We start from the raw sequence: 11,774 nt of genomic DNA, 5'->3' as shown, positions 1-11,774 counted from the left end.
GGTGAGTTCCAAAATGTATAAGTATTAGGTAGTTCTCAAAAGAGTCTTTGGTTAATTACTTCTTTTTAATACTGCTTCCAATTCATTAATCGGCATTGGCCTGCCAAAAAAGTAACCTTGGAACGCTTTGCAGCCAAGTTTTATTAAATGTTGCTGTTGCTGCTCTGTCTCAACGCCTTCAGCAATTACATCCATACCAAATTGTTCAGCCATTGATGTCACCATCTGAATTAGAAAGCTATCATTAGCATTTTCAAGTGCGTTCATGATAAAACTGCGATCCATCTTTAGTTGATTAAAAGGTAGCCTTCTTAAGTAACTTAAAGAAGAGTACCCAGTACCAAAGTCATCCATGGATAGAATAAACCCAAGCGCTTTCAACTGTTCCATTTTAACAATTGCGTCCTGCAAATCTCCAAGCACTATACTTTCTGTGAGTTCCAATTTAAGTTTATTGGGAGAAACGCCATAATGATTAGTAATGGTTTTCAGTTCATCTACAAAATTACTCTGCTGAAAATGATAGGCACTGACATTGATTGCTATAGATAAAGCATTCGCAATATCTGTACTTTCCCAAGCTTTGAGCTGGGCGCATGCGGTTTCAAGTACCCATTTTCCAATTGGCACAATCAGACGAATCTCTTCTGCAAGAGGGATGAACTCCATAGGTGGAACGAGCCCACGTTCCGGATGCATCCAGCGTATTAATGCCTCTACGCCAACCGGACGGGCATCATGATCTACCTGAAGTTGGTAATAAAGTTTAAATTCATTATTAGGCAATGCCTTAAGTAATGAGTGCTCTAGCGCAACGCGTGCATCCAGTGTTTGCTGCATTACTGGATCAAAAAACTTCTGTGTATTTCGGCCAGATTTTTTGGCCTCATACATTGCCATATCAGCCTGAGTGAGCAACTCTTTACGGTCGCTGTCTCTACCATTAAACATGGTCATCCCAACGCTTGCTGATGTGTAATATTCAAAATCTTCTAGCAAAAATGGTGCATTAAAAGCTTCGACTATTTTGTCGCACACTCTTTGTATATGAGACGCAGTCAAATCGGGTATCTCGCCGAGATTTTCTATCATGACAATAAACTCATCGCCACCAAAACGAGCAACAGTGTCGCAATCACGCAAACAAGCCTGTAATCTATCAGCGATTTGAGTTACAAGTAGGTCTCCGTAATGATGTCCCTTAGTATCGTTTAGATGTTTGAAGTTGTCGATATCGAGATACAGCAATCCACCGTGTTGGCCGCTGCGTGAGCTTGCTGCTAAAGCGTGGTCCAATCTATCAATCATTAAGCGTCGATTAGGAAGCTTTGAAAGTGAGTCAAAATAAGCCAGATTGTAAATCTCATCCTCAGCTTTCTTGCGTTCGCTTATGTCGAGAAAGCTTCCTACGTAATGGCTAATACTCCCTGAGATATCAGTAACTGCGGAGATTGAAAGTAGTTTTGGATATATATGATTATTTTTATGTTTATCCCAAACCTCGCCTTGCCAGAAGCCTTCGTTTTTGAGTTTCTCATGCATGACCTGATAAAATTTTTCATCGTGAAATCCAGAGCTAAACATTGAGGGTTTGTTGCCTACGACCTCTTCTGAAGAAAATCCTGTAATCTTAGTAAAGGCCTGATTGACGCGTAATATATTCTCTTCTGCGTCGGTAACGATAATCGCCTCTTGAGATTCAAATGTGGTGGCAGCTAACTGAATCTCTTTCTCTATAAGTTTTCGTTCGCTGATGTCACGTACAAACGCAAAGTTATACTCCATGTCATCATATGCAATGTAGTTTGCTGAAACTTCAGCAGGGAACGTACTACCATCCTTGCGCTTATGGATTGTTTCAAAGGAGAGAGATTTCAAATTACTCAAACTTCTCCAATGCCCAGGCCACTCTTCTTTGTTATAAAGAATGTCTATGTCAGGTACGGTCATCACACTTAGCTCTTCTGCGGTGTATCCTAAGGTCCGACATGCCTCCGCGTTTGCATACAGTATCCTACTATCCGCATCTAATTGATAAACCGCAACAGAAGCGTGGTCCATGGCGAACTGCGTGAGTAAAAGACTCCGTTCGGCTTGTTTACGGCATGTAATGTCGAGCACTGAACAGAAAACTAATTCTTCTGTTTCAAATGTAAAGTAATTAGCTGTTATCTCTACAGAAAAAGTAGAGCCATCTTTGCGAATGTGACGTGACTCGAAAGTAGCTAACCCATTTAGTTTTACTTCATTAAACACCGGTTCAAGCATTTCTTGACTGAAATCTGGATCAAAGTCCCAAATATACTTTCCTATCAGTTCATCTTTAGTATATCCAAGACTATGGCATGCAAAATCATTTGCTAATCTCACATCTCCGTTAGACCCAATCCAAAAAAAAGCATTTTTACTTTTTTCAATAGCTGTAAATGCGAGGCAAAGATTCTTTTGTAAGACTTTCTGTTCAGAGATGTCTTTAATGAAAGACCATATAAAATCGTTACCTTTGGAATCTGTCAGCATTACTCCATTGAGCCGAATAGGGACTAGCGTTCCATCTTTACGAATATATTCTTTTTCATAAGGTCCATATTTACCCGTGTTTTTTAAAGACGTTACCTCATTCACCTCGTAATGTTTTGGGGTAAGTGACCAATAGGGCGTTTCTTTTAACTCTGCCTTACTGTATCCGCATATACGACTAAAAGTGCTGTTGCAGTCTACGAAGTTTCCATGTATGTCTGTTAATGCAATTCCTAATGGGGAGAGTTCGTATAGCGTACGCAGCTTTTCATCACTTTCCCGTAATTTAATTTCGTTAGTTTTGCGCGCTGTAATATCAATCATGTGAACAATAAAATATGGCGGTTGTTCATTAAGATTTTTGATGGGAGAGATAATCACTTCCATCAAAACTGCACTGCCGTTTTTATGGACATATGCATTTTGAATAGATGATTGAGTGGCGTTTGACCTAGCTACTTGCTGATTGAAATCTAACTTTGTATCGGATGAGTGGTTGGACGTAATCTCATCAAGAGAAATGTTAATTAATTCTGACTGACAATAACCTAAAATCTGACAAAGATAGTTATTGACCTTCTGAAAATGACCTTGCGAGTTGACTATGCAGATACCAATGCTTGCGTCTTCAAAAACTGTATCAAATAAATTAGCACACTGTTGAAACATCTAGCCCTTATTCTGGGTAACTATGATTATAGTTTTTGTTACCCTTTGTTATATTGGAGCTAATTATTACCGAAAATTACAAATTGTTACAACTTTGTTTTGGATTTAAACGTTAGATTTAAATTCAAGCAGTCACAAAGGCTGGGCCATACCCATTTTCTGGCGTGTTAGCTGGTTAGTTGGGTATTAATTTAAGCGTGAAAACAATATCTGTTTCTACCAGCGCCTTTAGCCTCATACATGGCCTTATCCGCGTGCTTCATTAATTCATCTACTTTCGTTGGCTTTTCGTGCACACTCACTGCAATTCCAATGCTAGTGCTCATGTTAATTTCATGTCCGTTCGCCAGAATCGGTTGTTTAAAGCTTGCGATGATTTTTTGAGCCACTAGTTCTGCATCTTCAGCGTGTGAGATTTCTGAAAGAATAATCACAAATTCATCACCACCGTGTCTTGAAACAGTGTCAATAGAACGCACGCATTTTAACAGTCGATTGGCTACTTCTTTGAGCAGCAGATCTCCTACATCATGGCCTAATGAGTCATTAACATTCTTAAAGTGATCTAAATCTAGGAACAGTAACGCCATTGCTCGATCAAAGCGCTCGTTTTGCATTAATGCCTGGTGTAATCTGCTTAGTAACATTCTGCGATTGGGCAAATTAGTCAGCGCGTCATGATATGCAAACTGCTCTGCCTCTTCATGCTGGTATTTTCGTTCGGTAATGTCTTCAATTTGAGCAATTAAGTATTTAGGCGTGCGATCCTCATCTCTAGAAATGCTCACAGATAACTGAACCCATACGATTCTTTTATCTTTATGGATGTAACGTTTTTCTATTTGATATGTATTGATTTTATCTTCAATGAGCTGGCTCACGCGTTCTAAGTCAGCTTCTAAATCATCCGGGAAAGTGATTTCCTGAAAGGTGAGTTGCATCAGCTCCTCACTACTGTAACCAACGATATTACACAGTGCTTGATTGACTCGGGTGAACCTACCTTCAAGTGACACGATAGCCATGCCAATAGGGGCGTACTCAATGATGTCGTTAAAGCTTTTTTCCCGCGCTTTTAATGCATTTGCAACTGTTTTTTGCGCGGTAATATCTTGAAATGCGCCAATCAGACTAACGGCCTTGCCATCGCGCATGACGACTGAACCTTGGGTCCGCACCCAAATGTGATGGCCTTTAGCTGTGGTGAGCGGTAGCTCCATATCCCATGGCTTACCTGTCTGGATTGCATGTTCAATCGTAGCTTCCAGTTCGCGTCTGGATTCTGGCGGATAAAACGATATCGCTTGTTCTACTGAAGGTAGCTGTGGCGGATCCAACTCATGGATGCGGAAGACCTCTGTAGACCAGTGCTTAATCTGCATGCTGGCAATATCTAACTCCCATCCACCTACTTTGGCTAGCTCTCCGGTACGCTCCAATATATCAGCCATGTAGTTGGTTGCTTGTTCTGCCTGTTTGCGCAAACTGATGTCATGTGCAATGCCAAGGTAGCCAAACAATGCATCCATGTTGTCGTACATAGGGGTGACGGTGAGGCTGACAGGTAGTGAGGTGCCATCTTTGCGAATGTATGTCCATTCACGAGTTTCTGATTTTCTTTGTAATGCTTGCGATATAAAGACGTAGAAACTGGTTTCTATCGGTTTATTTAAAATCCTGCTCAGTTCATTAGCACGTTGATGCATTTCATTGGCATCATGAAATATAGCAGGTGATTTTAAGCCGATTAATTCCTCTGCTTTATATCCCAGCATGTTTTCCGCACCACGATTAAAGCTGGTGATTAAGCCATTAAGGTCGGTTGATATGATGGATGCGCCCGCACTGGATAATAGTGTATTTAGAAAGGCTGTTTTATCAAATAGCGCTACACTCATTTCTTCCAGTTTTCTGGATTGGATACGTGTGTCGATTAGTGTTTCTACTAAATTGCCCAGTTTTTTAAGTGCGTTGCGTTGCTCTACAGAGAGCTCCCGAGCCTTGCGGTCAATGACGCAGAGTGTTCCAAGTGCGTAATTGTTACTGCTGATGAGCGGGATGCCAGCATAAAAACGTATGTTAGGGTCGCCAGTGACTAAAGGGTTGTCGTTAAACCGATCATCATTCAAGGCGTTGGGGATTTCAAATATGCCATCTCCAAGAATGGCGTGTCCGCAAAATGAGATATCTCTCGGTGTTTCTGTGGCAGTTAAGCCAACCTTGCTCTTGAACCATTGGCGTGTCTCATCAAGAAGCGTGATGATAGCAATCGGTGTTTTGCAGATTTCTGATGCAAGGCTAGTGAGTTCATCAAAGCTTTGCTCTGGCAAGGAGTCGAGAATCTTGAGACCTTTGAGAAACTCAAGTCGGTTAACTTCATTCTGTGGGAGGCTAGGAGGTTTCAAGTCATTGAGCTTCCTGTGTAGTTGAATCGATGTGTTAACACATCTTTGGGTCATCTTACCTAAAAATTATATTGTTTGCTACATCGTCAATTTGTCGTAATTCACTTTAAATAGTGCATATTTTTTTCTAGATTATTAATAGACGGTATTTCTAGCCGTGTTGTTTTTAAAAAATAATTGACAATATTTCTATATTTATGAAAATATAGAAATATGGATAATAAATTAGCAGTCATTCAGTTGGCATCTATTGCGCAAGAAGCGCGATTGGGTATTTTTAGGCTTTTAGTTCAGGCTGGGGTCTGCGGCATGCCGGCAGGTGTGGTGGGTGAGCAGCTAAAAATTCCAGCGAGTACGCTATCTTTTCATTTAAAAGAGTTAAGCCGCGCAGGGCTATTAAGCTCGCGCCAGCAAGGGCGCTATGTTTATTACATCGCTAATTATGACGCCATGAACGGGCTGTTGGCCTATTTGACAGAAAATTGTTGCGCAGGGCAGTCGTCGTGCTGTCCTGATGTGGCATGTAGTGTTGATGAAAAGGAGTTGCAATCATGAAACGTATGCATTTACATGTGTCGGTGGATGATCTTAATAAAAGTATCAATTTTTATAACACTTTGTTTGGTGAGAAGCCGACGGTGGTTAAACCTGATTATGCCAAATGGATGTTAGAAGATCCTTTGGTAAATTTTGCGATTAGTCAGCGTGGCGCGAAGGTTGGCTTAGATCATGTCGGTATTCAAGTGGATAGCGATGATGCTTTATCTGAAATGAAAGCGAGGTTTGATTCAGCAGAGTTAGGCGTGCTGACTCAGGAAAACACCACTTGCTGTTACGCAAAGTCAGATAAGCATTGGGTGCAAGATCCGTCCGGCATTGCTTGGGAGACTTATCACACATTAGATAGTGCGCCTACTTTTAGTGCCTCAGTGCTTAATGATGCGGATAGTCACGCTGCTTCAGCTTGTTGTGCGCCCCCTATGCAGCAGGTTCAATTTCTATCACGTAGAAACAAATCACAATGACACAAGCATCTAAAGTTTTAACCGCTACTCCCAAAATTGGTACTTTTGAGCGTAATTTAACTTGGTGGGTGTTAGGGTGCATCTTTGTTGGCATCGGTTTGGGCGAGCTTAGTACGGAGTTATTTCAATCAATCGGTAATATAAAAATCGCAGAAGTGAATTTGGTTGTTGCTAGCTTGATTTGGCTGATGATTATCCCGATGCTGCTAAAAGTTGACTTTTACGCAATGCGTGATGTATTGCAACATAGTAAAGGTATTGGCGTCACACTGTTTATTAACTGGGTGGTCAAGCCGTTTTCAATGGCGCTGCTAGCATGGGTGTTTGTACGCCATTTGTTTGCGGGCTACCTGCCAGTTGAGCAGTTGGATAGCTATGTTGCCGGGTTGATACTGCTGGCAGCGGCACCATGCACTGCGATGGTTTTTGTCTGGAGTAATTTGTGTGACGGTGAGCCGAAGTTTACTTTATCTCAGGTAGCCATTAATGATGTCATCATGCTCTTTGCGTTTGCGCCTTTGGTGGCATTGTTGCTGGGCTTGTCTAGCATTAGCATTCCATGGGAAACCTTGTTTTTGTCTGTAGTGTTGTTTATTTTGGTGCCAGTTTTTATTAGTCAGTGGATGCGTAAACGTTTATTGGCAAAAGGAGCGGATTCTTTAGCCTTGGTACTTAAGCAATTGCATCCTGTTTCATTAATTGCATTGCTTGTTACTTTGGTGCTGTTGTTTGGTTTTCAGGGGCAGCAAATACTGCGTCAGCCTTTGGTCATTGCTTTGCTGGCTGTGCCTATTATTATTCAAGTTTACTTTAACTCAATGCTCGCATACTGGTTGAACAAAAAGCTTAAAGTAGCGCATTGTGTAGCCGGACCTTCTGCTTTGATTGGTGCATCTAATTTTTTTGAGTTGGCTGTTGCTACTGCAATTGCACTGTTTGGTTTTAATTCAGGCGCAGCGCTTGCGACTGTTGTTGGCGTGCTGATTGAAGTGCCGGTCATGCTCTCTGTAGTGCGTATTGTTAATCGTAGTCGTCATTGGTATGAGTCTAACTAATTCCGTAAATTTTCTTTATAGACCGGGAATCTTTAAATGAATGTGTTGTTTTTATGTACAGGTAATTCATGTCGCTCAATATTGGGTGAGGCTACTTTTAATCACTTAGCGCCAACCGGTTGGCATGCGATGAGCGCTGGCAGCAAACCAGCTGGGTACGTGCATCCACGGTCGCTTGCTCTGTTAGCGCGTGAAGGTATATCCACAGCAGGTTATTTTAGTAAATCTTGGGAAGATTTGCCTGCTATACCCGATATAGTAATTACGGTATGTGGTAGTGCTGCGGGTGAAACTTGCCCTGCTTATTTAGGTGCGGTGCTTCGTACCCATTGGGGGGTAGAAGACCCTGCGCACGCGGTTGGTACCGACGAAGAAATTGATGCTGCTTTTATAAAGGCCTATAGAATTTTACGTGCACGTATTGAAGCCTTCTTTGCATTGCCATTAGAAACGCTCAAGCAGGATAGGATGGTACTTAAAGCTGAGTTGGATAATATTGCGGACATCCTAGCCTAGGCATTAGAAACCTCAATGGTTAACTTAGGGGCAAGTTACCGTGAACCTAAGGCTCCAGAGCTTTATCAAATAGTCAGTGATTAGACTCATCGGTAAATCTCACCGTAAAAAAGTTGGATGTTTTTCTTTGGACTAGCTGAGCGCTTGCATGTGGTAACCATTTGCGAGTCATTTATTGGTTTGGCAGGGCTTTTCTGCGATAATAGTGTTTTGATTTTTTCTGAAAGCTAAAGCAAATGGCACAATTTGATAATGTCAGTGTTAAAAAGAAAGCTAACGTTTATTTTGATGGCAAGTGCGTTAGTCACACGGTTATGTTCCCAAATGGAACACGTAGCACGATTGGTGTTATTTTTCCTAGCACACTTACTTTTAATACGGCTGCTCCAGAGTTGATGGAAATTAATGCTGGCGTGTGTAAAGTGCGCCTGCAAGGCGAAGATAGCTGGAAAACATACAGTGAAGGTGAGAAGTTCACTGTGCCAGGTAACTCGTCATTTGATATCGAAACAGTGGAAACAGTAGATTACGTTTGCCACTTTGAGTAATTTAAATTCATTGTATGTGGCTATGAATGAGTGCCACATGCAATTAATTAATCTTACTTTGGTTAGAAAATAATATTAGGGATAATGTATGCCTTCATTTGATATTTCTTCAGAAGTCGATATGGTTGCTTTGAAGAATGCGATTGATACCGCGGGTAAACAAATTACCAATCGCTATGATTTTAAAGGTAGCTCAGCTAAGGTTGAGCTAAACGAAAAAGATAGCGTGATTACGCTGTTTGGCGACAATGACTTTCAGCTTGATCAGGTTAAAGATATTTTGTTGCCTGCGATGGAAAAGAAAGAGCCGGATTCATCTAAACGCCTAGATCATAAAGATGTCCAAAAAGTATCGGGCAATAAAGTCAAGCAAGAGATGAAAATCCGCGCTGGCATTGATAGTGATCTGGCCAAGCGTATTACCAAGTTGATTAAAGACTCGGGCATGAAAGTGCAAGCGAGTATTCAGGGTGATACCGTGCGTGTGAACGGGGCTAAACGCGATATCTTGCAAGATGCGATTGCATTTGTGAAAAAGAATGTAACGGATTTTCCGTTGCAGTTTGGTAATTTTAGGGATTAAGTAAGCGCAGTATTTATTGTGTACTTAAAAGCAGAGAACTATGGCAAAAACGTTATACGACAAATTGTTTGATTCCCACGTTGTGACCGAGGAAAACGGCACGGCGCTCATTTATATTGACCGTCATTTGGTGCATGAAGTGACAAGCCCGCAGGCGTTTGAAGGCCTGCGTCTCGCTGGGCGTAAGCCTTGGCGTATTTCTTCTATCGTAGCAACGGCAGATCACAACACGCCGACCAATGGCTGGGATAAAGGCTTGTCTGGTATTGCAGACCCTGTAGCGCGTTTACAGATAGAAACCTTGAGCGACAATATTCGCGAGTTTGGTGCAAAAGCCTACTTTCCATTTATGGATGCTCGTCAGGGTATCGTGCATGTGGTTGGGCCTGAACAAGGCGCTACCTTGCCAGGCATGACTGTGGTTTGTGGTGACTCGCACACCAGCACACACGGTGCGTTTGGCGCACTGGCGCATGGTATTGGCACCTCTGAAGTTGAGCACGTGATGGCCACGCAATGTTTGGTACAGAAAAAATCTAAAACCATGCACGTGGTAGTCAATGGCACTTTAGGTAAAGGTGTAACGGCCAAGGATGTTGCGCTTGCGATTATTGGAAAAACCGGAACGGCGGGTGGTAATGGCTACGCGATTGAGTTTGCAGGGTCAGTGATACGCAATATGAGCATGGAAGGTCGCATGACCTTGTGCAATATGGCGATTGAAGCGGGCGCGCGTGCTGGTATGGTGGCCGTGGATGACACCACAATCAACTACGTAAAAGGTCGTCCATTTGCACCTAAAGCTGAGCAATGGGATGCCGCTGTCGCGTACTGGAACACTTTGCATAGCGATGAAGGTGCGCAGTTCGATGCGACCGTTACTTTGGATGCAAAAGATATTCAGCCTCAGGTCACTTGGGGTACTTCACCTGAGATGGTGGTAGGTGTCGACGGTAAAGTGCCAAGTTTAGATTTGGCTAAAAACGACGTGCAACGTGGTGACTGGGAGCGTGCCTATGCTTACATGGGGTTAACGCCTAACACGCCAATTAATCAAATTAGTATTGATAAAGTGTTTATCGGCTCTTGCACCAACTCACGCATCGAAGATTTACGCGCAGCTGCAGCAATTGCCAAAGGCAAGCATATTGCACCTAATGTGAAGCTGGCATTGGTTGTCCCTGGCTCAGGCTTAGTTAAAGCACAAGCTGAGCAAGAAGGCTTGGATAAGATTTTTACTGAAGCTGGTTTTGAGTGGCGCGAGCCGGGTTGTTCAATGTGTTTAGCCATGAATGCTGATCGTTTAGCACCTGGTGAACGCTGTGCATCAACAAGCAATCGTAATTTTGAAGGGCGTCAAGGTCAAGGCGGTCGTACGCATTTGGTTAGCCCTGAAATGGCAGCAGCAGCAGCGGTTGCCGGTCATTTTGTCGACGTAAGAGATTTAAGTTAAATTTTAAAGGGATATATAAATGAAAAAGTTCTTCTTTCTTGTCATGATCGCAGCCGTATTGTCAGCTTGTAATACCGTAGCAGGTATTGGTAAAGATCTGGAAAAAGGCGGCGAAGCTATTCAGAAGTCAGCAAACTAAAATCAGCAAATTAAGCAATACCTGGTTAACCCTACGCGCTATTTTTGTAAATAGTACGCTCAATAGGCGACCGGATTATTAACTAAAATTTAAGAAAATATCATGCAAGCTTTTACGCAATTGAATGGATTAGTAGCACCGTTAGACCGCGCTAATGTGGATACGGATGCGATTATTCCTAAGCAGTTTTTGAAATCGATCAAACGCAGTGGTTTTGGTCCAAACGCTTTTGATGAGTGGCGTTATTTAGATCAAGGCGAGCCAGGTATGGATAATAGTAAGCGTCCATTGAATCCTGATTTTGTGTTGAATCAATCCCGCTATCAAGGCGCGAGCGTGTTGTTAACCCGTGAAAATTTTGGCTGCGGTTCCAGTCGTGAGCATGCGCCATGGGCGCTGGAAGACTACGGTTTTAAAGTTATTATCGCTTCAAGTTTTGCTGATATCTTCTTTAATAACTGCTTCAAAAATGGCATGTTACCCATCGTGTTAAGTGCGGACATTATTGATGTGCTATTTAATCAGGTTGCGGTTAATCCAGGATATAAGCTTGATGTGAATTTAGAGGCACAGACAATTACAACGCCTACCGGTGAATCTTATGCTTTTGAAGTAGATGCTTTCCGCAAGCATTGCTTGTTAAACGGCCTAGATGACATCGGTTTAACAATGCAGCATCAGGATAAAATTAAAGCGTTTGAACTTAAGCATCAACAATCTCAACCTTGGCTTTTTAACTAAGCGTAGTAATTGAGGTTGTTGTCTTGTAGCTAACTGTCACTAAGGTTGCCTTAAAGTTGCGGCACATCATAGCTATCTCAATGCAAACACAATCGGTTCAGTTAAAATTTTAGTATAGAT

The 11,774-nt window shown here is 42.2% G+C and carries 11 protein-coding genes; 9 read left to right on the top strand and 2 right to left on the bottom strand.

The window, feature by feature from the left end; translation table 11 throughout:
- Nucleotides 1–51 precede the first annotated feature (51 nt).
- Together C3Y98_RS06405 and C3Y98_RS06400 are read right to left on the bottom strand one after the other, a co-directional pair.
- Entirely contained in the window at nucleotides 52–3,189 is a 3,138-nt protein-coding gene (locus tag C3Y98_RS06405; protein ID WP_135277356.1) for a PAS domain S-box protein, read from the bottom strand.
- A 191-nt stretch (nucleotides 3,190–3,380) separates the two neighbouring features.
- The gene (locus tag C3Y98_RS06400) at nucleotides 3,381–5,594 is read right to left on the bottom strand and encodes a sensor domain-containing diguanylate cyclase (protein ID WP_209308758.1); all 2,214 of its coding nucleotides are present in this window, start codon (nucleotides 5,592–5,594) and stop codon (nucleotides 3,381–3,383) included.
- Between the two features lie 213 nt (nucleotides 5,595–5,807).
- Between C3Y98_RS06400 and C3Y98_RS06395 the strand changes: the two genes are divergently transcribed.
- From C3Y98_RS06395 to leuD, 9 genes are all read left to right on the top strand, one after another.
- Entirely contained in the window at nucleotides 5,808–6,149 is a 342-nt protein-coding gene (locus C3Y98_RS06395) for an ArsR/SmtB family transcription factor (RefSeq protein WP_135277352.1), read from the top strand.
- Nucleotides 6,146–6,619, top strand: a complete 474-nt coding sequence (locus tag C3Y98_RS06390; RefSeq protein WP_135277350.1) for an ArsI/CadI family heavy metal resistance metalloenzyme — start codon at nucleotides 6,146–6,148, stop codon at nucleotides 6,617–6,619. The genes C3Y98_RS06395 and C3Y98_RS06390 overlap by 4 nt, the downstream gene beginning before the upstream one ends.
- Nucleotides 6,616–7,674 (top strand): ACR3 family arsenite efflux transporter, encoded by a 1,059-nt coding sequence (gene arsB / locus C3Y98_RS06385; RefSeq protein WP_135277348.1) that lies wholly within the window; start codon nucleotides 6,616–6,618, stop codon nucleotides 7,672–7,674. Before C3Y98_RS06390 ends, arsB begins: the two co-directional genes overlap by 4 nt.
- 36 nt (nucleotides 7,675–7,710) lie before the next feature.
- Complete coding sequence (locus C3Y98_RS06380; RefSeq protein ID WP_135277346.1) at nucleotides 7,711–8,190, top strand: arsenate reductase ArsC; 480 nt, start codon at nucleotides 7,711–7,713, stop codon at nucleotides 8,188–8,190.
- Between the two features lie 236 nt (nucleotides 8,191–8,426).
- Nucleotides 8,427–8,738 carry a pyrimidine/purine nucleoside phosphorylase gene (gene ppnP / locus C3Y98_RS06375; protein WP_135277344.1) on the top strand — a complete coding sequence of 104 codons (312 nt, stop codon included), beginning with the start codon at nucleotides 8,427–8,429 and terminating at the stop codon, nucleotides 8,736–8,738.
- An 88-nt stretch (nucleotides 8,739–8,826) separates the two neighbouring features.
- Nucleotides 8,827–9,321 carry a YajQ family cyclic di-GMP-binding protein gene (locus tag C3Y98_RS06370; RefSeq protein WP_135277342.1) on the top strand — a complete coding sequence of 165 codons (495 nt, stop codon included), beginning with the start codon at nucleotides 8,827–8,829 and terminating at the stop codon, nucleotides 9,319–9,321.
- Nucleotides 9,322–9,361: 40 nt separating this feature from the next.
- A complete protein-coding gene (leuC, locus tag C3Y98_RS06365; RefSeq protein WP_135277340.1) occupies nucleotides 9,362–10,774 on the top strand; it encodes a 3-isopropylmalate dehydratase large subunit in 1,413 nt (470 codons plus the stop codon).
- Nucleotides 10,775–10,793: 19 nt separating this feature from the next.
- Complete coding sequence (locus tag C3Y98_RS06360) at nucleotides 10,794–10,913, top strand: entericidin A/B family lipoprotein (RefSeq protein WP_135277338.1); 120 nt, start codon at nucleotides 10,794–10,796, stop codon at nucleotides 10,911–10,913.
- 102 nt (nucleotides 10,914–11,015) lie between these two features.
- Entirely contained in the window at nucleotides 11,016–11,654 is a 639-nt protein-coding gene (gene leuD, locus C3Y98_RS06355) for a 3-isopropylmalate dehydratase small subunit (RefSeq protein ID WP_135277336.1), read from the top strand.
- Nucleotides 11,655–11,774: the final 120 nt, after the last annotated feature.

Origin of the sequence: Methylotenera oryzisoli, assembly GCF_004661485.1 — a bacterium.
Lineage (GTDB): Bacteria > Pseudomonadota > Gammaproteobacteria > Burkholderiales > Methylophilaceae > Methylotenera > Methylotenera oryzisoli.
This window is presented reverse-complemented; position numbering and strand designations above follow the sequence as displayed.

Bases quoted from the DNA above. Each gene is read 5' to 3' on its own strand.
- C3Y98_RS06405 (WP_135277356.1), bottom strand. From the start codon at position 3,189: ATGTTTCAACAGTGTGCTAATTTATTTGATACAGTTTTTGAAGACGCA.
- C3Y98_RS06395 (WP_135277352.1), top strand. From the start codon at position 5,808: ATGGATAATAAATTAGCAGTCATTCAGTTGGCATCTATTGCGCAAGAA.
- C3Y98_RS06390 (WP_135277350.1), top strand. From the start codon at position 6,146: ATGAAACGTATGCATTTACATGTGTCGGTGGATGATCTTAATAAAAGT.
- arsB (WP_135277348.1), top strand. From the start codon at position 6,616: ATGACACAAGCATCTAAAGTTTTAACCGCTACTCCCAAAATTGGTACT.
- C3Y98_RS06380 (WP_135277346.1), top strand. From the start codon at position 7,711: ATGAATGTGTTGTTTTTATGTACAGGTAATTCATGTCGCTCAATATTG.
- ppnP (WP_135277344.1), top strand. From the start codon at position 8,427: ATGGCACAATTTGATAATGTCAGTGTTAAAAAGAAAGCTAACGTTTAT.
- C3Y98_RS06370 (WP_135277342.1), top strand. From the start codon at position 8,827: ATGCCTTCATTTGATATTTCTTCAGAAGTCGATATGGTTGCTTTGAAG.
- leuC (WP_135277340.1), top strand. From the start codon at position 9,362: ATGGCAAAAACGTTATACGACAAATTGTTTGATTCCCACGTTGTGACC.
- C3Y98_RS06360 (WP_135277338.1), top strand. From the start codon at position 10,794: ATGAAAAAGTTCTTCTTTCTTGTCATGATCGCAGCCGTATTGTCAGCT.
- leuD (WP_135277336.1), top strand. From the start codon at position 11,016: ATGCAAGCTTTTACGCAATTGAATGGATTAGTAGCACCGTTAGACCGC.